11 protein-coding genes are annotated in these 24,938 nt (G+C 68.2%); 2 read left to right on the forward strand and 9 right to left on the reverse strand.

The window, feature by feature from the left end:
* Positions 1 to 131: 131 nt before the first annotated feature.
* The 5 genes from IP83_RS01470 to IP83_RS01490 all read right to left on the reverse strand — a co-directional run bounded on the left by IP83_RS01470 (position 132) and on the right by IP83_RS01490 (position 14,754).
* Complete coding sequence (locus IP83_RS01470; RefSeq protein WP_054120435.1) at positions 132 to 3,206, reverse strand: CHAT domain-containing protein; 3,075 nt, start codon at positions 3,204 to 3,206, stop codon at positions 132 to 134.
* The gene (locus IP83_RS01475) at positions 3,203 to 9,538 is read right to left on the reverse strand and encodes a hypothetical protein (RefSeq protein ID WP_054120436.1); all 6,336 of its coding nucleotides are present in this window, start codon (positions 9,536 to 9,538) and stop codon (positions 3,203 to 3,205) included. The genes IP83_RS01470 and IP83_RS01475 overlap by 4 nt, the downstream gene beginning before the upstream one ends.
* A complete protein-coding gene (locus tag IP83_RS01480; RefSeq protein WP_054120437.1) occupies positions 9,538 to 11,319 on the reverse strand; it encodes a ShlB/FhaC/HecB family hemolysin secretion/activation protein in 1,782 nt (593 codons plus the stop codon). Before IP83_RS01480 ends, IP83_RS01475 begins: the two co-directional genes overlap by 1 nt.
* A 343-nt stretch (positions 11,320 to 11,662) precedes the next feature.
* Complete coding sequence (secA, locus tag IP83_RS01485) at positions 11,663 to 14,395, reverse strand: preprotein translocase subunit SecA (RefSeq protein WP_054120438.1); 2,733 nt, start codon at positions 14,393 to 14,395, stop codon at positions 11,663 to 11,665.
* Between the two features lie 98 nt (positions 14,396 to 14,493).
* Entirely contained in the window at positions 14,494 to 14,754 is a 261-nt protein-coding gene (locus IP83_RS01490) for a hypothetical protein (RefSeq protein ID WP_054120439.1), read from the reverse strand.
* 93 nt (positions 14,755 to 14,847) lie between these two features.
* Between IP83_RS01490 and argJ the strand changes: the two genes are divergently transcribed.
* Together argJ and IP83_RS01500 are read left to right on the forward strand one after the other, a co-directional pair.
* Entirely contained in the window at positions 14,848 to 16,074 is a 1,227-nt protein-coding gene (gene argJ, locus IP83_RS01495) for a bifunctional glutamate N-acetyltransferase/amino-acid acetyltransferase ArgJ (RefSeq protein ID WP_054120440.1), read from the forward strand.
* On the forward strand, positions 16,071 to 16,874 hold the full coding sequence (locus IP83_RS01500) for an inositol monophosphatase family protein (protein ID WP_082364408.1): 804 nt from the start codon (positions 16,071 to 16,073) through the stop codon (positions 16,872 to 16,874). The genes argJ and IP83_RS01500 overlap by 4 nt, the downstream gene beginning before the upstream one ends.
* Before the next feature lie 146 nt (positions 16,875 to 17,020).
* Here the strand turns inward: IP83_RS01500 and IP83_RS01505 are convergent, their stop codons facing one another.
* The 4 genes from IP83_RS01505 to addB all read right to left on the reverse strand — a co-directional run.
* A complete protein-coding gene (locus IP83_RS01505; RefSeq protein WP_054120441.1) occupies positions 17,021 to 18,652 on the reverse strand; it encodes a M20/M25/M40 family metallo-hydrolase in 1,632 nt (543 codons plus the stop codon).
* Between the two features lie 78 nt (positions 18,653 to 18,730).
* Positions 18,731 to 19,051: a thioredoxin gene (gene trxA / locus IP83_RS01510; protein ID WP_054120442.1), complete on the reverse strand. Its 321-nt coding sequence runs from the start codon at positions 19,049 to 19,051 to the stop codon at positions 18,731 to 18,733.
* A gap of 65 nt (positions 19,052 to 19,116) precedes the next feature.
* Positions 19,117 to 22,599, reverse strand: a complete 3,483-nt coding sequence (gene addA, locus IP83_RS01515) for a double-strand break repair helicase AddA (protein WP_156309527.1) — start codon at positions 22,597 to 22,599, stop codon at positions 19,117 to 19,119.
* Positions 22,596 to 24,938: double-strand break repair protein AddB (addB, locus tag IP83_RS01520; RefSeq protein ID WP_082364409.1), on the reverse strand; the 2,343-nt coding region annotated here is incomplete at its 5' end. The genes addB and addA, both read right to left, overlap by 4 nt.

Genomic DNA, 24,938 nt, shown 5'->3' on the forward strand with positions numbered 1-24,938 from the left:
ATCGTGACCGGGGCTTGTCCTCATGAAACCACGGCCATGACTCGCGCGCATGACCTCATCTCATGACCATATATTGCACCAGCGAAGGGGCAAGGTCCAGCCCCCGGCGCAGTTATGCCCGGCATCCAGGATCAGCGCAGGGGCGCCGCCGTCATCGCGGGCTTGGCGGCATCGCCGACAACGACGAACGCCGCCCAGTAAAACGGGTGCGAGGTCTGCGGATCGTCCATCAATGCAGCCTCCGCGCCGGCCAGCGCCTCGCCCACGGATTCTCCGCTCTTGCCCGCGATCAGCCCTCCGATCAGGCGGCGCGTGGCGTTGAAATCATCGGGCACCGGCCAGTGGCTGGCGATCACCGCACGGGCCCCCGCGCCGGTGAAGGCGCGGACAAGTCCGTCAAGCGCGTAGTTACCGCCCGTTGTCACGCCCGCCTCGCGGCTCGCGGCCACGGTTGCCATGCCCGCGGTGTCACAGGCCGAAAGGATCACGAGATCGGCGTCGAGCTTGAGATCGAAGATCTCGCGGAATGTCAGCAATCCGTCAGAACCCTTGGCACCGAAGCTGGTGACCAGCGCGGGACGCGCCGGGCAGTCCTTGCGCGGCGCCGAGACAAGCCCGTGCGTGGCGAAGTGGAGCACGCGGTACTGATCCAGCGAGGGATCGGCCAGCAGGCCGGTATCGGTGAAGCTCGATCCCGTCTTGACCACGCTCGCGCCGCCAAGGGTCTTGGCGGCGAACAGCAATTCATCTGCCTTTACCGGGTGCTGCCACAGGGTAAGCGGCCAGTCGCAGCTGTCGGCGACCGCCGCCACCGGACGTTGCTGCGGGATGGCATTGCTGCCGAGGCCCAGATAGGGGCGCTGCGCCGCCGAGGGCGCGAGGGCTCTCAGATCGAGAAAGGCGCGCGGGCTCACCGCGATGGAAATGGCCCTCCCACGCCCGAACCACGCGATACCGGTGAAGTCGAAGGCATCGGCATCTATGTCCGCCGTACGCGCCTTGTAGGCGGCGATCCCCGCATCGGACGCGACCAGCACCGCAGGCGGCAACTGGAGCATCGCCGCATCGGGTTCGAACACGAGGTGGCGCACTTGGGCCAACTCGGCATCGACCGGGCCGAACAGCGCCTTGTAGAGCGCGCGCGACCGGTCGAGATCGAAGGGCCGGTTGACCGCCTTGCCGTTCTCGACGGTGACGATGCTGTCGCGCACCTTCTGCACTTCGCGCGCGAGATCCGTGCGCGAAAGCGGCACCGGGATCAGGCGCGCCAAGGCAGGCGTGGCATAGAGGCCGTAGAGGTCCTGACCGACCGCCACGAGCTTGTAGTAGGCCTCGCCCGGCCTCAGCGCGGACTGCATTTCGGCGAGGGCTACGCGTTTGGGCGCCAGCGCGGTGTAGCGGGGATAGGCGGCCAGTTTGGCGAGAATTTCGGTCTGTTCGCGGCGCAGGCCGGCGAGCGCTTCCTGCTGTGCGGCAAGGTCCGCGCTTTCGCTCACACTGGGCTTGGCCAGCGCACCGAGCCGGGCCACTTCACCCTCGGCGCGCACGATGTCGCGGCTGCGCGCGAGCGAGAGGCGGAACAGCGCGGCCGCCGCATCGTTGCCCGCAGCGAGCTGACGCGCGAGGATGGCCTGCGTCTGCGCAACACCGGGGCGTTCCAGCACTTGCGCGGCTGCAAAGGCAGGAGCGGCGCTTGCCACGGGATCGCTGCCTTGCCCTGCCAGCAGCGCGAAATAGGGCGCCAGCAAGTCGCGCAGGGTCGTGCCGCTGTCAGGGATCGCCGCACTGTCATCGACCACGCTGGCAAAGAGCTTCGCCGCCTGATCGTGCTCGCCCGCGGCGAGCAGGAAGGCAGCCTTGCGCGCCCGGGCAGAAAGCACGGCGGGCGAAGAGGGATAGGCCGCTTCAAGCGCCGCGATCGCCCGGTCAAGGCCCGCTTCGGCTTCGCTCTTGCGCCCGGCAGCACCCGCTATCCGCGCCATCTCGATGTCGATTTCCGCCGAGAGCCAGATGATCGAACCGACCTGCCCGCCGCGCACCACAGCGAGGCGCGTGCGCGCTTCGGCAAAACCCTTGGCAGCTTCCTCCGTGCGGCCCGCCATCCGCGCCGCCGTCGCGCCGATCGCCAGCGCCTGCCCGTCAAGGATCTGCACCTTTTCCATGCGGGTCAGCGACGGGTCCGGCACGCCCATGCGCCGGGTCGCCGCGTTCTCGCGGTTGATCGCATCGGCCAGCGGCAGGTTGATCACCCCGTCGGCCAGCCTGGCGCTGTCGAACACCGCGTTCGCCGGATCGACGGGCCGGGCCAGTTCCGCTGCCGCCGCATCCGGACGGCGCTGGTTGAGCTGATCGAGCGCGCGGTAGTTGCGCAGCAGGCGCTGGCCAAGCCCGTCCCCTGCCAGCTGCGCCCGCTCGCTCTCGCCAAACAGCCGCGCCGCCGCCGCGAAATTGCCGAGGTTCGATTGCTGCAACCCTTCGTTGGCAAGCGCTTCGGCCATGTCCGCCTGCTCGCCCTTTTCGCTGCGCGCCTTTTCGGCGAGCACTTCGAAGAACGCCGCGGATTCGGCAAAGCTGCTGCCGTTGTTGCGCAGATAGCCCTCGCCGCGCACGCCGAGCGGATCGAGCAGCCCAGCCTGCAGCCGCGCAAAGGCCGCCGCATCGGTCACTTCGGTCGTCGCCACCCTGATCTCGCCGGGGACCACCTTGCCCAGCACCACGCTCGCCAGCGCGAGCCGCAGCGCGGCGTCGTAGGCGGCAAGCCCTTCGACATAGTAGCTGGTGTCGCCGCGCGTCAGCGCATAGCGGCGGTAGTCGAGCCCGCTCGCCGGATCGCGGCAGATCATCGCATCCACCCCGCCGAGCGCATCGATCACCGCGCGTCCAGTCCCGCCGCAGACCTGCTGCGGGCCAGCGGCGGCGGCAATCCCGGCGACAGGCGGCGCGTCGATCGGGAACGCGCGGCGCACGGCAACCAGTGTGCCGACCGGCCCTGCCGCATCACGGCACGACAAGGTGAACGCGCGGTCGAACATGCCGCGCAGCCGGGTATCCCGCGGGGCGACTTGCGCTGCGCAGACCACGCCCGCTGAACCGAGCCGGAAGTTGCTGCGTACCGAAAGCGGCACAGGACGGGCAGCCAGATCGACCGGCGCCAACCCGCTCCCCAAGGCAGCGAGCGAGACGAGGAACCCAAGCACGCGCTTCACGGCCGCGCTCCTTCCAGCCCGCCACCCGCGATCAGCGCCGGGTTGCCGCTGCCGGCGATCGGCTCGTCGACCTGGCCCGGCAAGGCATCGGGCTGGACCGGCAGCAGCAGCGGCGGCGGCACGATCGCGTCCTTGCTCTGCGGCGGCGGGTTCTCGGGGTCAAGCGGCGCGTCGTCGAGGATCGGCTTGTCGACAAATTCAATGATCGTGCGGATGCCCGGATCGGGCTGTAGGCTCACCCCGCAGGTCAGGGCGGTCAGCAGGCAGCCATTGAGGCGGCTGTCGGCGGTGAAGCCCGAGAAATCGAACCCGCTGGCCTTGAACTGGCGCCAGGCGGCCGCCCCGCTGACAAGGCCCGTGGCGGTGCGGAAGGTACCATTTATGATCACGGCAATCGGTGCGGCACTTGCCTGCGTCACCCTGAAAGCATCGAGCGGTTCCTCGAAGCCCAGCGGATCGAAGCCCGCGCCGGTCCGCTGGATATAGAAGCTGCGGCCCACGGTGAAATCAAGCGCACCCGCGCGCAGCACCGGCCCATTGCCGCCCGCGCTGACCTGATCGAGCGCAGGCTCCACGCCGGCAAAGAACGGATCGACAGCCAACTGTGCGAGGAGCGATCCTGCCGCGACATGAATATCGCGCGCGTTGATACGCAAGGTCCCTGAGAGTGCCCCGCCCGTGCCCTGCACCGCGATGCTGCCCGTGTCAGAGGCGAGCTGGAACTGCCCGGTGCGGAAGACCAGCGCGTTGGTCGCGCGGAAACCGGTGGTGGCTAGAGCACCGGCGACGCGGATCGTCCCGCCGAATGTCCCGGCAGCCGCCGCGCCGGTGGTGAACTGCACGGCCCCCAGCGGATCGTCGATGGTGCTCCCAGCATCGGGGCCGGTCATATCGAGCTTGCCGATCAGGATATCGACCGGCCCGGACACATCAGGCGCCGAAACGAACAACGAACCGCTGTTGATCCGGCTCCATTCCCCGTTGTCGAGCGAGAAACCGCTGGTCGGCACGACACTGGCATCGAGCCCGTCGCCGATGCGCAGGCCCGCCGCATTGCGCGAGACCAGCGTGATCGTGCCCGTGAGACCCGCGTTGAGGCCGGCACCCGTCGGCAGATCGAGGTCGCTGGCGCGCAGTTCGATCACCGGCGATTGCCACACGCCGCCAAGCCGCGCGGTACCGCCCGCATCGACCAAGATACTGCGAGTGGCCGAAATGCCCTGCGTCGCCGCATCACCTGCCACCGCGGCGGCAAACGTGGCGCCCGTGGCCGCTCCGACCAGCGTCAGACTACCGCCCGCAGCTACGAGCGGCTGCGCGAACACGGCATCAAAGTTGAACGCACCAATGGTGCCGCCCGCAGCCGCCAAACCATTGCCGGCGGCAAGAATGCGGCCGTTCGGCGACGTAAGGCGATCCGCACGGATGCTTCCGCCCGCCAGCAGCACCATGTCGCGTGACTGCACCGCGTCCAGCGCAATATCACCTGCCGCGATCAGCGCAGCATCGGTGGCGGCGGTCACGGCGTTCGCCGTGAGCGATCCGCCGTTGGCCCGCACCTCGACCGTGCCAAGCCCCGCGCTCGCATTGCCGATCTGCACATTGCCGGTTCCATTGATCAGGACCGTGTTCGCCGCAGCAAGGTTGCCGAGCGTCACACCTCCCGCACTATTGCCGAGCTGGATCGTGTCGGCGGCGGTGATGGCTCCGCCTGTGATCGTGCCGCTCGCATTTCCGGACACCGTGCCGGTCCGCGCCGAGACATTACCGAACCCCAGCGTGCCATTCGCCGCCATGGTCACCGCCGCACCATCGACGGCGCCGGCCAGCACATTGCGCCCGCCAAGCTGGACCGTACCGCCGCCGGTCACCGCACCGGTCGCGAGATCACCCGCCGCCGTGACCGCCACGTTGCCGCCAGTAGCCGACAGCAGCCCGGTCGTTACCGCGCCGAGGCCGGTGACCGTCACCCCGCCCACGCCTGCAAGATCGCCCGCTGTCAGCGCGCCGCCGGCACTCGCCACCAGCACATCGCCGGCAGTGGCGGAAGCGGTGGTCATCGTCGTGCCCGATTGCAGATCGATCCGTCCGCTCGCCCGAACGGCGCCCGTGCCCAGCGCAGCACCCGCCTGCAGGTTGACCGTGCCGTTCGCGGCGCCCGCCGCCTGCACCGTCACATCCTGCACAATGATGCTGCCCAGCGTCAGCGCCGTCAGCTGTCCTGCACTGGTCGGGCCCGACAGGCTGATCAGCCCGCTCGTGGCAATTGCCGGCTGCGCAAATACCCCGGCGAGATTGTAGGAGACGAGCGGATTGCCGCCGAAGCCAGCCATCTCGTAATCCGCCAGCAGCACCCGCCCGGCTGCGGTGATCCCGCCGAGCAGCTGGTTGCCCGCGCCGAGCACGACCACTTCGTTGCCGCTGATCGATCCGCTCGCAATCGCATTCGGCGAGAGCAGCGCGACATCGCCCCTCGCCCCCACATCGCCCAGCGCGATCCCGCCCCGACCCAGCACGGTAACGCTGTACGTCGCGCCAGGCAGTGCCGAAGGGCTCACCAGACCGGCCGAGACCGCACCCGCGCCGAGCGTGCCGTCGGAATTGAGCAGCACGCTGTCACCGGCTGCGATCGGTCCACCCGAGAGAAGGCTGGCGATGCCATCGAGCCTGATCCTCTGGCCCGCGCTGACCCCGCCGGTCACCAGCGCCGCCTGCGAACTCACGGTCGCGGAACCGGCCGCGCCGACATTGCCGACGGTCACATTGCCCGGCGCGGTGATGAGGGCAGACCCGCCCGCCTGCACATTGCCCAGCGTTACCGTCGTGTTCGCGGTGACATCGATATCCCCCACCGCGGTCAGGTCATCGAGCCGAACCAGACCCGCCGCCGAGGTCAGGCTGAGCGCACCGCCGCTGTTGGCCGACAGATGGCCGAAGAGATTGCCGGACGTGCCCAGCGCCACCGACCCGCTGCCGAACAGCGTCCCGGCGGCTCCTGCAGGTACGAGTCCTTCGAGCCAGTCCGCCGCCGTCAGCGTGACATTGACGGCCCGCACATCGGCGGCGTCGAGCGACGCGGTGAGGGTCCCCGGCGTCACGAAGCTGAGGTCGCCGGTCAGCGTGGTGTTGCCTCCGGCCAGCGCAATGTCGGAGGACGGTGCGGTGGCGGTCGGTGTGCCGACGGCAAGGAAGCTCATGTTCCCGGCATCGATGGTCCCGCCGCTCATCCGCCAGGCCAGTGGCCGACCCAGCACGGTGGCATTGCCCGGCGTGCCGCCCTTGCCCGTCTCGGCAGAGGCGCTGAACGTCAGATCGGTGGCGACCAGCGCGCCCTTCTGTGCCGGTTGCCCGCTGCGGCTGCCCACTTCGAGCCGCGCGCCCAGCGGCAACGGCGCGCCGCCCGCATCACCGACGAAGCCATTTCCGGCCGTGCCGCCCAGACCTGTGCTGCCGCCGATGCCACCGGCATCGACCAGTGCAGGCGCGGCGATGGTAACCTTGCCGCCCTGCGCGACAAGGCTCGCGCCGCCGCCATAGCCAACGCCGCCATTGCCAGCGGCGCCGGGTGTCGAGGCGCCCACGCTCGCCGCGCCGCCGCTACCACCTGTCCCGCGGGCAGTGACCGATAGAGGCGCAAAGTCGGCCGATCCGGTGTTGACCGCCCCGGTATCGAGCCCGCTCACCACCCCGATCTGCGCGGTCCCTGCTCTCCCGGTCCCGCCAGCCCCGCCGTTCTGGCCGGTGATCGGAATGCTCGACACCGTAAAGCCGGCGCCGCCATTGCCGCCATTGCCGCTCGCATTGATGCTGGTCTCGCCCAGGCTCAGCGCGCCGTTGCCCGCCTCGGCCAGCGCACGCGCGCTGCCGCCGGTGCCATTGCCGCCTGCGCCGCCGGGTGCATCGAAGAAGGCCGGCGAACTGCCCGTTCCGCCATCGCCGCGCGCGCTCACGCTGGCGCCGAGGAACGTCACCTTCGCATCGCCTTCCAGCGCGCTGTAGGCGATCACATCGGCAGAAGTGCCCTGCCCGGCACCGCCATTGCCGCCATTGAAGCCGCTCCCGCCGATCCCGTCTCCACGCACCACGAGCGCCGAGCCGGTGACCGTGCCATTGCGCGCGGAAACCGCTGCCGTGCCGCCGAGACCGTCTCCGCCGTTGCCGCCGAGGCCGCCAATGCCTTGGGCCGAAACAACGGTGTCGCTCACCGACGAGATCAGCCCGCCGCCACCGATTGCGCTCGCATCGCCGGCGATGAGCCCGGCCGCGCCGCCGGTCCCCCTGCCGCCGGTCCCGCCCGAACCGGGCAAGCCCGAAGCAAAGGCGTTCACGGTCGCGCCGGCGCCGCCAAGGCCCTCGGCCCGCACGACCAGCGACTGCGCGGTGCTGATCCGGCCGCCGGTCGAGCGCACAAACGCGCTGCCGCCCTGTGCCGCGCCGCCGTCCTTGCCGCTATCCTTCGCCGCCGAACCGCCGCGCCCGGAAGCATCGAGCCCGAGCAAACCATCCAGCGTAAAGGTCGCCCCCGACGCGGCAATCACGCTCACGCTGCCGCCCGTCCCGGTGCCGCCCTCGACCGTGCAGGAAATGCAGCGCTGTCCGTCACCGCCGAAACCGCGCGCATCAAGCGTCGTGCCACCACCCACGCCGAGCGTGCCGCCGCCCGCCTTCCCGTCGATAAGGGCCTGCCCGCCGGTGCCGCTCGCCCCGACCAGTCCGTCGAGCAATGCCGAGCCTCCGACACCGCTGGCATCGAGCAGCAGATTGCCGCGGATGGTCACCGTCGAGGCGCCCTCGAGCGACAGCTGCGCCGTGCCGCCGGTGCCCGCGTTGGGACCGGTCGGCGGGGCTGCGGGACCGGCAGTACCCCCGGCAATGCCCTCAGCTCTTGCGGATATGGTAAGATCGCCGCCGACGCCGACCGTGGCGCCGCCGCGTGCCGCGAGCGCGGCGGTGCCGGCCAGCGCATCGAGATCGACCGTGGGGGCGCGGGCACTGCTGATCGTGGCGGAACCGCCTACCGTCAGCGTGCCCTGATCCACCGTGACCGAAGCATTCCCGCTGTCGGTGATCGCCGCCCCCGCAACCTGTCCGGCATCCAGCGCCGTCAGTTGCAGATTGCCTGTGAGATCGAGCGTCGACCCCACACCACCGACCGAAATGAACGCGCCGTCGTCCGTCGCCGCCGCGGGATCACGCACGCCGGAAAGCGAAAGGTTCGAAGCAAAGTTCGATGTGTTCCCGCTGTCCACCGTCAGCGATGCCTGCCCGGTTGCCTTGCCGGTCACTTGCGACGTCGCGCTGATCGCGCCCACGGCAAGCGCCGCCCGGACAGCACCGCCCGCCGCAGAACGGACCAGATCGATCGCCCCGCCGGTCACGCCGTAGCCCGCCGAAAGCACCACGGCATTGCCATCGACATCCGCGGCGCCCGCCACGTCGAAACCGAGCGAACTGCCCGCCTTGATCGCCATCGTGATGGCATCGTTGCGCGGCACGGCAACCATGTAGACCCGGTGCGCGGTGTTGATCGTGCCCACTGGCCCGGTGATCGTGCCGTCATGGGTCACCACTTCACCCACCGCGCTGGTGCCCTGATCGATCTGGATATCGAACAGGCCATTGGGCCGGAACGTGATCGTCGATGCATCCGCCGCGACGATCACGGCCGACCCGTCCACATCAATCGCGCCCGATTGCACCACCTTGGGCGCGATCAGTGCGACATAGGCATTGGTGAGCCCTGCCCTGATCTGCGCGCCCTTCTGGATTTCGACCCGGCTGCCGGCATTGGCCGGCAAGAACGTGAAAGTTCCCGCAGTTCCGAAGGCGCCGGTCGCGGTATCGTAGTTCAGGTCCGAGGCCGTCAGCACGAGATTGCCGATGTCGAACACACCCGTCGAGGAGACGAGAATGCCCCCGGGGCTGTAGAAGAACACGGTCCCGCCCCGGCTGATCGCGCCGGTGCCGAGATCGACGAGTTGCGAACTGACCGTGCCGTTGAACACGATCGGACGGGTCACGTCATTGGGCACGATCCGGTTCAGCACCGTGAGCACCGTGGCATCCTGATTGGTGAACAGCGCGCTGGTGCCTGCCGTCTGGAAGTCGATCGGGCCGCCTCCGATCACTGTATCGTTGGGCGACCAGTTGATCACGACATTCGGCGAATTGGTGGCGACTGTGGTGGTGCCCGCTCCGGTGATGATCGACCCGGCCCCGGCGACGATCGTGCCCGTCGCGTTGAACGACTGCGCCCGGGCGGCCATCGGAGCAGAGGCAAGGATCGCGGCCATCGCGAGCAGCGAAGCGGCGCTGGCAAAGCTCGGGCGCATCAGCGGCCTCCCCACGGCAAGAGACGCGTGGTCAGCGAAACCAGCACGCGCGGCGCCGGCCTGCGGCCGTTGAACCCCGCCGCGTCAAGCGGGACAGCGACGCTGGCATCGAGCCGGAACCGGCTGCCCAAATCCGCGCGCAACCCGCCGCCGACCGAACTCAGCCGCTGCGGCTTGCCCGCGCCGCGATCCCACGCCCACGCGGCATCGACAAACGCGAAAGGCTGGACCACCGGGCCATTGCCGCGCCCGATCGGCAGGCGCGGCCCGCGCAATTCGGTCGCCACGCCGACTCCGCTGTCACCGGTGATGATGCCGGGATCATAGCCTCGTCCAACCGTGTAGTTTCCCGGTGCAAAGGCTTCAAACCCCAGCACTTTCCGAAACGCATACTGCCCGCGCGGATGGACCACGAGCGCGAAGCGGCCCAGCGCGCGTTCGTATTCCACCTCGGCGCGCACCAACGTTGCGGCAGGAGAACCATCGAAGCGGCTCGTCGGCACCCGGCTGCCGCAAGCAATCCCGAGGCACGAAGGCGAGGCTCCCAGCGCGGCGACGCCCTGCCGGACTTCCAGCGATCCATCGAGGCGCCATGCCGGTTCGGCGCGGGACAAATCCATCCGGTCGAAATCAAGCCGCGCCCAGAACACCCGCAGCCGGTCGCGGCTGAGCGGCAGGATCAAGGTGGTGTCCTGGTTGAGCAGATCGAAGCCGCCGCCAAGCCAGAGATCGCCAGCCTGCGAGCGCACCAGCGGGTAACGCGCATAGAGACTCGCGAGCAAGGTCCGCGCATCGAGCCTTGCGCCGCCGGCCGCCTGTCCGAGATCGGGCTGCGTCCACGCATATGTCAGCGAAGCGCCGACCACGAGGCCCTGGCTGCCAGGGCGGAACTCGTGGCTCGCCTGAAAGATCCGCTGCTCGCGAAAATCGGACGTCGAATAATAGGAGAGCGTTGTCGCATCCCCCATCCCGGTGATGCCAAAGGCCTGCACCCGCAACTGGCCGCCCCAGCGCCCGGTGGCGGCAGAAGCGAGGTTCTGGACCGAGAAGTCGGCGGTAACAGCTTGGCGCAGAACGGTTACATCACCTATCAAGTCACCTGGCGCAGTACCCGCCGGACGCAAGGTGAGCTGCACATTGTAGCCCGGCAGATCGCGCGCCAGCAGCAGATAGCGTTCGGCCTTGTTGCGGTCGAAGATATCGTCCCGCGTCAGCCGACCGAGATAGGCCATCAGCTTGCGCTCGGCCCCGCGTGTCTCACCCCGCGCGCGGATCGCGGTGATCCGGGCATAGAGCACTTCAAGCCGCACCTGCCCGTTCTCGATCCGCTGGACAGGTACTTGCACCGCAGCCAGATAGCCCTTGGCGCGCAGGATGGTCGCCGCCGCATCGCGGATCTCGCAGAGCACGGCAATCGGCTGCGGCGTTCCCGCATAGGGCTTCCACGCCGCTTCCATGTCCTCTGCCGTCGCGCCCTTGAGGCCATTGAACGTGACGGCGGTGATGGTGGTGGTGATCTTGGCGAACTGCGGATCGGCCAGCGGGCAGCCCGACCGTTCGATCCCGCCGGAAACAGAGAGCCGTGGCGCCTGAACGGAAGGCGCGCGCGTTATCCCGCCCAGTTCGTCACGGCTCGGTCCGGCAATCGTCGGGGTGCTGACTTGTGCGAAAGCGGTGACTGGAACCAGGACCGGGCAGAACGCCAGGGCGAGGGCGTTGGCCACCCAGCCCCCAAGGACCGCGAGGCCCTTTCGTTTGCCGCCTTTTTCCCCCTCTCGCATTGCCGAGACCCTTGTTCATACTGCGGCGGTCCTCGCGGCCCCATTCTCTTGTTTTCTCTTCCCGTAGCAAGCGCGGAGTCGAAGAGTCAAACAGGATGTGCGTACCGGTAAGGCCCTGTTTACCAGTGACTTTTCGCACAACTGCACCAAATCGGTACCGATGCGGAGATTGTTGGAGCGAAGATGGCAAACCGGACCGAAAGGCCCGGACGCCAGCCCGGGCGGCAATATACCGCAACAAATCAGTCCGTTACGGTTCTTTGGCGTCCGAGACTCGTGCCAGACACGTAAGGGAGCTACGGAGCTCCTGCCAGCCACGTACCCCGGATCGCAGCTCCCGGCCTCAGGCCAGCGCGCCATGGCAGTGCTTGTACTTCTGTCCCGACCCGCACGGACAGGCCGCATTCCGGCTGATGCCCATCCCCGCATAGGGATCCGTACCCGCCGCCGCCAGCGCGCCCGAACCGGCCATCGGCGGCGTGAATGTGCCAAACAGCTGCCCCGCCGGCACCGGCCGGGCATCATCTTCGCCGGTCAGCGGATCGATATGGCTGGTGAGGAAGTCGGGCAGTTCGGGCAGCTGGAAGTCCTCCGGCGCGCTCATGCGGATCTCGCTGGTCATGAGAATGCGCGTCACGTCCTCGCGGATCACTTCGAGCATCTTCTCGAACAGCCCGAAGGCTTCCTGCTTGTATTCGTTGATCGGCGTCTTCTGCGCATAGGCACGCAGGAACACCACCTGCCGCAGCGCATCGAGCGTCGCGAGGTGCTCCTTCCAGTGGTGATCGAGCCGCTCCAGCAGCACCGACTTCTCCAGATTGCGCCACGATGCCGGTTCCACCGTCTCCAGCTTGGCCGCCATCTTCGCCTCGGCGAGCGCGGCGATGCGCTCCTCGATGACTTCCGGCTCCAGCCCGTCTTCCGCCAGCCACGCGTCGAACGGCGGCTCGAGGCCCAGCACCTCGCCCACGCGTTGCGCCAGCGCCGGAACGTTCCACTGCTCGGGGTACGAGCCCGGGGGGCAGGCATCGCCGACAATCGCGTTGATCGTGTCCGTCCGCATGTCGAGCACGACATCGTCCACCGCCTCGGCATCCATGATGTCCGCGCGCTGCTCGTAGATCACCTTGCGCTGGTCGTTCATCACGTTGTCGTATTCGACGACCTGCTTGCGCACATCGTAGTTGCGCGCCTCGACCTTCTTCTGCGCGGTCTCGATCGCCTTCGAGAGCCAGCGCGAACCGATCGCCTCGCCGTCCGCGAGGTTCGAATTCATCATGCGGGCAAACAGCGTATCCGGCCCGAAGATGCGCAGCAGGTCGTCCTCGAGGCAGAGGTAGAACTTGGAAAGCCCCGGGTCGCCCTGACGGCCCGAACGGCCGCGCAGCTGGTTGTCGATGCGGCGGCTTTCGTGGCGCTCGGTGCCGATCACGCAAAGCCCGCCGGCAGCAAGCACCTTGGCTTTCTCCTCGGCGACTTCCGCCTTGATCCGGGCAATCGCGGCATCGCGCTCAGGCCCTTCCGGCATGTCGCGCAGCTCGTCCTCGATGCGGAACTCGGCATTGCCGCCGAGCTGGATGTCGGTCCCGCGCCCGGCCATGTTGGTGGCGATGGTGACCGCGCCGATCCGGCCCGCCTGCGCCACGATATGCGCTTCCATCTCGTGGAACCGGGCATTAAGCACGCTGTGCTTCACGCCTTCCTTGTTGAGGAACTCGGACAGCATTTCCGACTTCTCGATCGAGACCGTGCCGACGAGCACCGGCTGCCCGGTATCGTACCGCGCGCGGATCAGCTTCGCGATCGCCTGGAACTTGTCGGTGGTGTTCTTGTAGAACTCGTCTTCCTCGTCGATGCGCTGCACCGGCACATTGGTCGGGATGGTGACGACGTTCATCTTGTAGATATCGAAGAATTCCGGCGCCTCGGTCGCGGCGGTGCCGGTCATGCCCGAAAGCTTGGGATACATGCGGAAGTAGTTCTGGAAGGTGATCGAGGCCATCGTCTGGTTCTCGGGCTCGATCTGCACGCCTTCCTTGGCTTCCACCGCCTGATGCAGACCATTCGACCAGCGCCGCCCGTCCATCATGCGTCCGGTGAACTCGTCGATGATGACGACCTTGCCGTCCTTCACGATGTAGTCGATGTCCCGCTTGAACATGACGTTCGCCTTGAGCGCCTGGTCGAGGTGGTGGACCACCATCGTGTTCTCGACATCGTAGAGGTTCGAGCCGACCAGCAGCCCGGCCTCCTCCAGCTTGCGCTCGACCCACTCGACACCGTCTTCGGTGAGCGAGATGTTCTTGGTCTTCTCGTCCGCCTCATAGAGCGAGGGATCGATCTGCTTCACCACCGCATCGACCGAGACATAGAGCTCGCTCTTGTCGTCGGTCGGCCCCGAAATGATCAGCGGTGTGCGCGCCTCGTCGATCAGGATCGAGTCCACTTCGTCGACGATCGCGAAGTTGAACGGGCGGTGCACCATCTGGGACCGTTCGTGCTTCATGTTGTCGCGCAGGTAATCGAAGCCGAGTTCGTTGTTGGTGGCGTAAGTGATATCGGCCTCGTAGGCCTGCCGCCGCTCGTACTCGTTCATGTTGGGCACGATCACGCCGACCGTCAGACCGAGGAACTTGTGGATCTGGCCCATCCATTCCGCGTCGCGGCGGGCGAGGTAGTCGTTCACCGTAACGACGTGGACGCCTTTGCCCTCGATCGCATTCAGGTAGGACGCGAGCGTCGCCACCAGCGTCTTGCCCTCGCCGGTGCGCATTTCCGCGATTTCGCCGCGATGGAGCACGATGCCGCCGATCATCTGCACATCGAAATGGCGCATGCCGAGCACGCGGCGCGAGGCTTCGCGGCAGGTGGCGAAGGCTTCGGGCAGGATGTCGTCGAGTGTCTTGCCCGCTTCCAGCTGGGCGCGCAGCTTGGCGGTCTGGCCCTGCAGTTCCGCGTCGCTAAGCGCCTGCATTTCGGGCTCATAAGCGGCGATGGCGCGCACGATCTTGTCGAGCGACTTGACGTAACGATCGTTGGACGACCCGAAAATGGCCTTGGCAATGCTGCCGAGCATGGCTGGATTCCTGTTGTAGAATGGGATGCGCGGGGTGTGCCGCGCCGGTCATAGGTCCGCAGCTTGGGCGGACGCGGCAAGTGTATGGAAGCCGCGCTCTATTCGAGCGGACGGTCGCAGATCTCGATGCTGATCGTGCGGCCAAAGGCGAGCACCGGCACCAAGACGGTGCGGATGAGGCGCCGTCGGCAGGTGGGGCGCTGTGCCCTTGCATGCGCTGCAACGGCCTTCTGCTCCGCATTTGCCACGAGGACCGAGCCCGCCGCCGAACCGACCACTTCCGCACGCGCAGAAGACGCCGTCACTTCGGCAAGCGACAGGCCCGAAAGCAGGGCAAGAAGAACGAGCAGAAGCCGCATCGAGGCGCCAGATAAGCGGTAATGCGAAGAACGTCCACCACCGCGCCGCAGATTTATTGAAGCGCGCCGCTCCGCGCGCTAGGGCCGCTGGCCATGAGCCACGCCATCTCCCCCCTCGCCCAGCCCTTCCCAGCGCTTCCCGCGATCGCCGGAGCAACCCCGCGCATCGCCCGCGCCGGGTACAAGGACTGGGGCCGCTGCGACCTGACCTTTGTCGAACTCGCCGAGGGTACGGCGGTGGCCGGGGTGTTCACCCGCAATATCTGCTGCTCCTCCGAAGTCGACCTCGGGCGCCAGAACGTGGCACAAGGCCGCGCGCGGGCGCTGGTGGTCAATGCCGGCAATTCCAACGCCTTCACCGGCTATCGCGGGCGCGAGGCGGTCGAGGCGATCATGGATCAGGTCGCCGGTCACATCGGCTGCCCGCGCGAGCAGGTCTTCGTTTCCTCCACCGGCGTGATCGGCGTGCCGCTCCCCAAGGACAAGGCGCGCGCCGGGATCGAGGCGGCGCTGCAGGCTAAGCTTTGCACATGGCAAGACGCCGCCAACACCATCGGCACCACCGATACGTTCGCCAAGGGCGCGACCGCCACCGCCATGGTCGGCGGCGTCAAGGTGACGCTCAGCGCCATCATCAAAGGCTCCGGCATGATCGCGCCCGATATGGCCACCATGCTCGGATATGTCTTCACCGATGCCGCGGTCGATCCCGCGTTCCTGCAGGCCTGCCTCTCGGACGCCAACCAGCGCACCTTCTCGTGCATCACCGTCGACAGCGACACCTCGACCAGCGACACCGTCCTTGCCTTTGCTACCGGTGCAGCCGGCAACGCCCCGCTTGTCTCGGCGGACAGCCCCGGCGCCGACGCCTTCGCCGCCGCGCTGCACGATGTCTGCCGCCAGCTCGCCCACCTCGTCGTGCGCGACGGTGAAGGGGCGCAGAAGTTCATCGCGGTCGCCGTCTCCGGCGCTGTCAGCGACGAGAGCGCCCGCCGCGTCGGTCTCGCCATCGCCAACTCGCCGCTGGTCAAGACCGCCATCGCGGGCGAGGACGCCAACTGGGGCCGCGTCGTCATGGCCGTCGGCAAGGCTGGCGAACCCGCGGACCGCGACCGCCTCTCCATCGGCTTCGGCGGCACCTGGGCCGCGCGCGAGGGCCAGCCCCTGCCGGACTATGACGAAACCCCCGTCGCCGCGCATCTCAAGGGTCAGGAGATCAGCATCGAAGTCGATCTCGGCCTCGGCGAGGGCCGCGCGACGGTGTGGACCTGCGATCTCACCCACGGCTACATCGCCATCAACGCAGATTACCGCTCGTGAGCACCGCGCTCGATACCGCCGTCGCCGCCCTGATGCGCCGCGTTGCGCGGGAGGCCATCCTGCCGCGCTATCAGGCACTGGCCGAGCATGAAGTCATCGCCAAGGCGGCGAACGACATGGTCACGATTGCCGATACCGAGGCCGAAGCCCTGCTCGCCGAAGGTCTCGCGGCAATCCTGCCGGAAGCGGCCATCGTCGGTGAAGAAGCCGTCCACGCCGATCCCGCCCTCATGTCGCGGCTCGATACCGGCCTGTGCTGGATCATCGATCCCGTCGACGGCACCAACAACTTCGCCGCCGGCAAGCCGCCCTTCGGCATCATCCTCGCGCTCAGCGACGGCGGCGAAACGCAAAGCGGGTGGATCTACGATCCGCTGCAGGACCGCCTCTGCATCGCGCACAAAGGCCGGGGCGCGTTCGTGGGCGGCGAGCGCGTGACTGCCCGCACCACCGGCGAAACCCCACCCATCGCGGCAATCAGCACCGTCTTCCTCGATCCCGCGCAGCGCGCCGCCGTGCAGGCCCGCATCGCCCCCCACTACACGCTCGTCGACATCCCGCGCTGCGCCGCCGAACAGTACCCCCGCCTCGTCCTCGGGGTGAACGATATCTCGGTGTTCGAGCGCACCCTGCCGTGGGACCACGCGGCGGGCGTGCTCTTCGTCAACGAAGCAGGGGGCAAGTCAGCGCGGCCCGACGGCTCTGCCTACCGGACCGACCAGCACGGCCAAAAGGGCCTGTTTGCAGCCTCTTCGCCCGCACTGTTCGATACGTTTGTGAAGCACAGTTCGGCAGACTGACACACCCGAGCCCCATCCAAAACCCCGCTCATGCTGAGCTTGTCGAAGCATCTTGAGTCACCGTGGTTCTGGCACCCTTCGACAAGCTCAGGGTGAGCGGGGCAAGGAGGGGGCCTTACCAAGCCCCCCCGGACCTCACCCAACACTCACTGCGAGGGATCGCGTACCTTGAACGGATCGGTCGGGGCAGGCTGCGTCGGCAGGACGGCGCGCGGCAGTTCCTTGTCGCTGTTCGCGGCCTGCCACAGCATCCCGGCCATGATCACCGCCGCCTGCCGCATGTCGTCCGCGCGCATGTGGTCCAAGGTATCGAGGTTCGAATGGTGGACGCGGCTGTCATAGTCGAGCGGGTCCTGGATAAACTGATAGCCCGGCAGCCCGATCGCCTGCAGGAACACGTGATCGGTGCCCCCGGTCTTGCTCACCACCAGCTTGTCCGCACCCAGCATGTCAAAGGGGCTGAGCCATTCCTTGAGCAGCTTTTCCGCGCCCAGATTGCCCTCGCTGTAGATGCCGCGGAACCGGCCCGAGCCGTTGTCCATGTTGAAGTAGGCCTTGAGCTGGCTGTATTCGGGCTTCGGCGTGATCGGGAAGGCATTGCGCCACGCGATATAGCTGTCGATGCCCTTCAGCGCGGGATCGACCGGACGGCTCGCGTAGTGCTGATCGATATAGGCGCGGCTGCCCAGCAGGCCCTGCTCCTCGCCGCTCCACAGCACGAAGCGGATGGTGCGCTTGGGCTTCACGCCGAGCCTGGAAATCAGCCGCGCCGCCTCCAGCACCGTGATGCTGCCCGCACCGTTGTCGTTGGCGCCGTCGCCTGCGATCCAGCTGTCGAAATGCGCCCCGGCCATGACGTAGCCCGCCTTGGGATCGCTCCCCGGAATCTCAGCGACAAGGTTCTCGGCCTTGAGATTGCTTTCGTCATAGCGCGCCGCGACGGTGATCGCGATGGTCGGCGCAGCGCCCGTCTTCGCCAGACGCACCAGCTTGCGGTAATCCTCCTGCGCGAGCTCGACGGCGGGCAGCGCAAGCGTCTGGCCGGGCTGGAAATCATAGCCTTCGCCGTGGACGAGCTTCCCATCGCGGTAGCTCATCTTGACGACTGCGAGCGCGCCCTCGGCCTTGAGAAACGCCGCGAGCTTGCCGAAAAAGCGGCGGTTCCTCACCTGCAAGGCCGCCGCGTCCGGATCGAACACAGGCTTGGTGTAGGTATCAAGCTCGGCGATCTCGGCATCGGTGTAGCGCTGGAACACCGGCCCCTTGCTTTCGCTGGTCTGGCCCGGCAGCGAAACGAGCACGATCTTGCCCGCCAGTTTGCCCTTCCATTCCGCGAAATGCTCCTCGCGCGACATCGGCGCGATGACGACCGGCGCCTGCACCGTGCCGCTGGTGGCCGGCGACCACGCGACGGGAATCGCCGTCAGCGGCAGCGCCCGCGGGGTGACCATGGCCACCGAATAGCTGTCGAGGTTCCAGCCCACGCCGAAGTCGAACGGCTCGACATGCACATTGGCAAGCCCGCGTTGCCGCAGCAGGTCCATCGCCCAGCTTTCCGCCTTGCGATGGTTCTCCGAATTGGTGAGGCGCGGACCGATGCGGTCCATCAGCGCCGAGGCGGTGGTCATCGCCTCGCTGCGGTTCATGCCCTCATCGATGATCCGCGCGATCGCGGCGCTGTCGCCATCGGGGGCGGCCGCAGCGGCAATCGGCATGGCGGAGGCTAGCAGCGCCGCCGCGAACAGAGGGACAAACCGGCGAGAGGCAGAAACAGACATCAGGCAAGGCTCCGGAACTGGGTGCAAACTGCGAACCGGCAGTCTTGCACCCCGTTCCGGCCTTGCCAAGCCGCTGTCTTAAAGAACGCTCTCCAGCCAGCCCTTGAGCTGGCTCTTGGGCGCGGCGCCCAGCTTCTGCGCGACCGCCTTGCCGTCCTTGAACAGCACCATCAGCGGGATCGACTGCACGCCGATTTCGCCGGGGATCGAGGTGTTTTCCATGATGTCCATCTTCACGATGGAGACCTTGTCAGCGAGCTCTTCCGAAATCTCTTCGAGCGCGGGGGCGATCATCTTGCAGGGGCCGCACCAGTCTGCCCAGAAGTCGACAAGCACGGGCTTGTCGGCGCCCAGAACGTCGGTAGCGAAGCTGGCATCGGTAACGGCTTTGGTGGCCATGGCAGAGAACTCCTATCGGTTGATCCGGTATGTAAGCGGTCTGGCGCGCCGCGCAAGAAAGAGCGCTAAAAGCTTTCCTGCGCGGCCTGAAGGGCAGGCTTGTGCGCAGCGATGACGTCAGCCGAAAGCTCGATCAACCGGGGCGTGTGCGTATACAGCAGCGCGGCTTCGACACGGCGCCCGGGATAGATCACCTCCAGCGCCGCGACATAGGCCGCCATCTGGCGCAAGCTGGCGATGGGCACGTCCCCGATATCCTGCGGCGGGCGGCGGTCGGTCTTGAAATCGACGATGCGCACGCGGCTCTCCTGCACCAGCAGCCGGTCGATCGTGCCACTCACGACTCGCTCGCCGACCACTGCCGCAATCGGCACTTCGGCCAGCGATCCTGCCCCGAACACTTCGGCCCAAGCCGGTTCAGCCAGCACGCGCAACGCCGCCTCGGCCATGACGTCACGCTCCTCTGCCGGGAACTCGCCCGCCATGCGCGCCAGCCAGCCCCGCGCGGCACTCGCGCGCGCTTCGGCGGCAAGCTCGGGCAACCGTTCGATCAGCTTGTGGAGCAATGTCCCGCGCCGTGCAGCAGTCCGCGCTGCCGGACCGGGCCGCGTCGGCGGATCGGGCGCATCGTCCGCCTCGCCGAGCCCTGACGGCGCAAGCGGGCGCGGCGGTCGGGGTTCGGCCGGGAGCGCCGCATCGAGCCAAGCAGGCAACGTGTCATCGGTTTGCGACGTAGGCGGCACCTCGGCAATGGCCGGCGGCAACGGCCCCAGCCCCCCAAGCTGGCGCGAAGCCCCCCAGATCGGATCGTCGCGCCATGGCCCGTCCGGATCGCCAAACAGCGGCGCCAGCTGCGCGTACCAGCTTTCCTCCGGCACCGTCTTGGCCTTGCCGCCCAGCGCCCCGCCGATGAACAGCGCTTCCTCCGCCCGCGTCATCGCCACATAGAGCAAGCGCCAGTGCTCCTCGCGCTCCGCCGCCGCCGCGCGTTCCGCCGCTTCGCGCACAGGCCCCGCCTGCTCGGCCTTGCGCAAGGGCGGCAGCGGAACCGTGCGCGCTTCATCGACCACCTGCTCGGTCAGGCTCAGCCCGCGCGGGTTCGACTTGTCCGGATCGGCGCAGGCATCGGCAAGGATCACGATGGGCGCCTCAAGCCCCTTCGAGCCATGCACCGTCATCACCCGCACGAGATCGGCCTTCTGCCCGGCCTCGCGCTTCAACTCTCCGTCGCCGACATCGAACCACTGCAGGAAGCCGACAAGGCTGGGCGTCTGCCCGCCTGCATAGGCCATCGCGGCGTTGAGCAGTTCGTCGATCGGATCATTGGCCTCCGCGCCAAGCCGCGCGACCAGCTTGCGGCGGCTCTGCCACGGACCGACCAGCAGCCAGTGCAGCAGCTGCGCCGGGGTGCCGAAGTCGGCGCGCGCGAGCACGCCGCGCAGTTGCTCCATTGCCGGATACGTCGCAGGCCCCTCGGTCTTGCGCAAGTGATCCCACAGCCGCACTCCCTTGGCGCGGTAGCCATGCTCGAGCAGCATGTCCTGCGACCAGCCCACCAGCGGCGAGACGAGCAGCGCCGCGAGGTTGAGATCATCGAGCGGCTGCGCGCAGAACCGCAGCGCGGCGACCAGATCCTTCACCGCCAGCGGCGCGCCGAGCCGCAGCCGGTCCACCCCCGCCACCGGCACCCCGCGCGCGTGCAGCCGCGCGACGATCAGCCCCGCCAGCGCCTTGCGCGAACGCACCAGCACCATGATGTCGCCCGGCGTAGCCCGGCGCGGCCCGCCCTTGTGCAGCGGGAAACCGCGCCGCAGCCATTCGCTGACCTGCTGCGCGATCTGATCGGCCATCACCCGGTCCGGACGCGAGAGCCACGTCTCGGCACCCTCGTCGCCCTCACCCGGCGGCGTATCGTCCTCCTCGTCCGCCGCGCCGCCCACCGGCTTCCACAGCGTGACCAGACCGGGCCGCTCCTTGTCACCCTGATGCTGCTCGGGCGCATCGGGAAGGCCAAACCGGTCAGGCCCGATGGCCTGGATCGCGCGGTCGACGAAGGCTAGCACGGAATGGGCCGTGCGGTAGGACCGGCCCAGCCCAAGTGGCAGCAATGCCCTTGCGGGGTCGGCGGTAACTTCGGACAGCTCGTCCAACTGCCGCTGCACCCGCTCGCGTGCGGCGGCAAAGTTTTCGGGGCTTGTGCCCTGAAAACCGAAGATCGCCTGCTTGTAATCACCGACCACGAACAGCGTGCGGTTCACATCGCCCCGCTGCCCTTCCCCGCTGAAGAAATCGCCGACCAGCCCGTCGAGCACGATCCGCCACTGCGCGCTGTTGGTATCCTGCGCCTCGTCGACAAGGATATGGTCGAAGCGCCGGTCGAGCTTGTAGCGGATCCACTCGGCAGGCGCCTGCTTCGTAAGGAGATCGGCCGCCGCGCGGATCTGGTCGTCGAAATCGATAAACCCCTCGCGCGCCTTGGCCTCCGCCCACGCCAGCGCGAAGCGGCGGCCCAGCGTAAGCGCCGGATCGAGCCGCGCCGCCAGATCGACCAGCGCGCGCATTTCCTGCACGCGCTGCAGGTCCTCGATCACGCAGAGCTGGTACTCATCGTAAGCCGGTTCGTGCTTCAGGAGATTTTTCGAGGAACGCGGCGTGCCCGCCTTGGTCAGAAACACCTCGGCAAATCCATCAAGCCCGGCCATGCGCGCGGTGGGGCTTGCTTCCAGCCAGTCCTGCATGACCGCCGCCGCATCAAGCCCGGTCCGCGCCCCCCAGCGCCGGTTCGCCTCCATGCAGACTTCGACCGCGCGCACATCGAACACGCTGTCGCGCACCAGATCGGCGAGGCCGCCTCCGTCCTCCTCCGCATCCAGCCCCAGCAGGCGGTTGATCCGCGGCCGCAGCGGCGGCTGCCATGCCCCCGGCCCTTCCCACAGCCCATGCGCGGAAGCGCAGCGCAGCAGGAAGGCAGGCACAGCATCCTCGCCCATGCGCAGGCTGAGGTCTTCCAGCGCGGCAAACAGCGCCTCGTCGCCCTGCTCCTGCGCGGAGATCAGCAGGTCCGCCAGCACTTCGCGCAGCAGCAGATCGCGGTCGCGGTCCTCCATCGCCCGCGTCCCGGGAACGAGCCCGGCCTCCGCAGGAAAAGCGCCCAACAGCCACTGCGAGAACGCATGGATCGTCTCGATGCGCAGGCCGCCGCCGGGGCAATCGAGCACGGCGGCAAACAGGCTGCGTGCGCGGGCGACGGTCTGCGGTCCCATCGAAGCGCCGATATGGCCCAGCTCCAGCGCAAGCTCGGTATCAGGCAGCCGCACCCAGCGCGCGAGCACGTCGTTCACGCGCGTCGCCATTTCCGCCGCGCCGGCCTTGGTGAAAGTCAGGCACAGGATCTGATCGGGCGAAACGCCGTCCTGCAACAGCAACCGCAGCACGCGGGCAGACAGCACCTGCGTCTTGCCCGTCCCCGCCGATGCGGAGAGCCACACGGTCCGCTCCGGCTGCACCGCAAGCCGCTGGTTGTCCTTGAGCGGAAAGACCTTGCTCATGAGGCGTTCCCTTCCCGCCCCTGCCATTCCTCGAGCCGCATCAACTGGTCATAGTCGGTATAGCCCGGCAGGTCCGGATTGGGCCGCGCGGTGAAGGGATCGCTCCCGAGGAGCCACTTGTCGATGGCCTCGCCCAGGAAGCGCAGCGTCTCGGAGACGAACGTCTCGCGCGGCAGACCGGTCTTCTTGCGCCCCTCCGGCACCGGCTCCTCGCAATAACCGAATGCATCGGCCTTCTTCTGCAGCGACCAATACTCGAAGCGATGGACTTTGCCGCCCAGCCCCTCGAACCCGCCGCGCTCCGCAATCAGCGCGACGAGGCCCAGCTGCAGCGCAAAACCTTCCTCCACCATCTTCCCCGAGGGCGGCTTGCCGGTCTTGTAGTCGACCACCGCCAGCGTGCCATCGGCCAGGCGGTCGATGCGGTCGGCCCGGCCATGGAGCTTGACCCCCTTGATCTCGGTCACGCCGGTCTCTTCCCACAGCACCGGCTTGCGGCCTTGCAGGGCAAGCTCGGCGTTGTAGTCCTCCACCCACTGAAGCGCCGCCAGCAGCCTTGGCCGCCACAGCCCGCGCATGAACGGGTGCGCGCTTATCTCGGCCAGGGTCTGCTCGGCGAGCGGGAGCAACGCCCCCCGCTTGCTCCCGCCATCATGCCAGCGCTGCAGCACTTCATGGACCAGCGTACCCCGCCACGCCGGGGTCGGCGCGGCATCGAGCGGATCGAGCGTGCGCAGCCCCATGATCGCCGAAGCATAGAACTGGTAGGGATCGCCGCGCAGCCGGTCGAGCGCAGTCGAGGCAATACTGACCCGGCGCTGCTCGGCGCTGGGCCGGGGCGCGGGCTGCGGATAAGGCGGCGCGGCTTCCGCCTTGTCGAGCGCCCGCGCGATGCGGACAGCCTCGGCCTCCGGCTCCAGCTCGCGTCCCAGCATCGCCCGGATCCGCAAGAGGAAGCGCGAGGGGATCACCGGCCCCGCCGCATCGCGCAAGGCATGGCTGAGCACCACTTCCGGCGCCCCCAGCGCAGCCGCCAGATCGTGCGCGGCAAGCCCGATGCGAAAATCTGCCCCCGGAATGCCCAGCGCGCGCAGGACCGCCGGTGCGAGCAGCGGATCGGGCGCGGGCGAGGCGGGCCACTTGCCCTCGGTCATCCCGGCGCAGATCACGAGATCAGCCCGGCTCATCCGCGCCTCAAGCAAGCCGTAGATCGCAAGGCGCGGATGGCCGCCATAGGGCGGGCGCACCGCGATCTCGGACAGGGCATCGCTCAGCAGCGCATGCAGATCGGCAGGCTCCACCGGCAGTGCGCTGTCTTGCGCCGCCTCGCGCCACTGCTCGATGAACGCCGCCAGCGCTCGCCCGTCTGCCTCGCCCCAGATCGCCGTCCCGCACAGCGCTTCCGCCGCTTCCGCCAGCGTATCGAGGCCGAGGGCGAGCGACGGCGGCGCGGCGTCATCAACCAGCGGCGCCAGCATGACCGCCGCTTCCTGCCACCATGCGCCAAGGCCCGGAAAGTCCTTCTCCCTCGCCGCCACCGCGTTCCGCACGGCCTCCAGCCCGGGGCCGGGACGCGGCCCGCGCAGCACCAAATCAAGCTGCCGCACCCGCTCCAGCCACGCCGCACGCCCGTCCCCGCGCCGCACCAGCGGATGGCCCAGCAGCGCCAGCAGTGGCACCGGCGCGGCGGACGTCGCGGCCACTTCTGCCAGTTGCAACAGCACCCGCCCCGCCGGCGCCTGCGACAATGGACGGCCCGCCGTATCATCGGCATCGATGCCCCAGCGCTGCAAATGCGCGACAAGCCGCTGCGCGAGATCGCGGTCGGGCGTAATCACTGCGACGCGTTTCTCCGGCTCGGCCAAAGCCTGCCGCACCAGCACCGCCACGGCCTGCGCTTCCTCTTCGGGATGCGCCGTTTCGATCAGCCGCACACCCGAAAGCCTGCGTGCCTCGGCGGGAAGCTGCGCCCACACCGTGCTCGCCTTGGGCGGCAGGAACAGATTGGAAATCGCGCGGCTGCGCTCGGGCGGCGCGGCGGCAGGGCCGGAGCGGTGCCACGCCGAGACTTCCCCCCGCGCCACGCCCATGCGCGCCAGCAGCAGCTTCAAGTGATACTGCGGATGCGTCGCCACATCCCCGCGCGCGAAGACCGGCCCGTCCGGACGCTCGCGATTGCCCGCCGCCCCCAGCGCGTCCCAGACAGGATCAGGCAGCGCGAGATCGAGATCGGGCAGGATCACCGCGCCTTGCGGCAGCTCCGAAACCACCCGCAGCAGCCTTGCCACCGCAGGCGCTGCTGATGTCACACCCGCCGCGACCACCGGATACGGCGGCGG

Source organism: Novosphingobium sp. AAP93, assembly GCF_001296055.1.
In the GTDB taxonomy this organism is placed as follows: Bacteria; Pseudomonadota; Alphaproteobacteria; order Sphingomonadales; family Sphingomonadaceae; genus Novosphingobium.

Excerpts from the sequence above, each read along its gene's own strand:
- argJ (WP_054120440.1), top strand. The coding sequence starts at position 14,848 with ATGAGCCACGCCATCTCCCCCCTCGCCCAGCCCTTCCCAGCGCTTCCC.
- addA (WP_156309527.1), bottom strand. The coding sequence starts at position 22,599 with ATGAGCAAGGTCTTTCCGCTCAAGGACAACCAGCGGCTTGCGGTGCAG.
- secA (WP_054120438.1), bottom strand. The coding sequence starts at position 14,395 with ATGCTCGGCAGCATTGCCAAGGCCATTTTCGGGTCGTCCAACGATCGT.
- trxA (WP_054120442.1), bottom strand. The coding sequence starts at position 19,051 with ATGGCCACCAAAGCCGTTACCGATGCCAGCTTCGCTACCGACGTTCTG.
- IP83_RS01475 (WP_054120436.1), bottom strand. The coding sequence starts at position 9,538 with ATGCGCCCGAGCTTTGCCAGCGCCGCTTCGCTGCTCGCGATGGCCGCG.
- IP83_RS01480 (WP_054120437.1), bottom strand. The coding sequence starts at position 11,319 with ATGCGAGAGGGGGAAAAAGGCGGCAAACGAAAGGGCCTCGCGGTCCTT.
- IP83_RS01490 (WP_054120439.1), bottom strand. The coding sequence starts at position 14,754 with ATGCGGCTTCTGCTCGTTCTTCTTGCCCTGCTTTCGGGCCTGTCGCTT.
- IP83_RS01505 (WP_054120441.1), bottom strand. The coding sequence starts at position 18,652 with ATGTCTGTTTCTGCCTCTCGCCGGTTTGTCCCTCTGTTCGCGGCGGCG.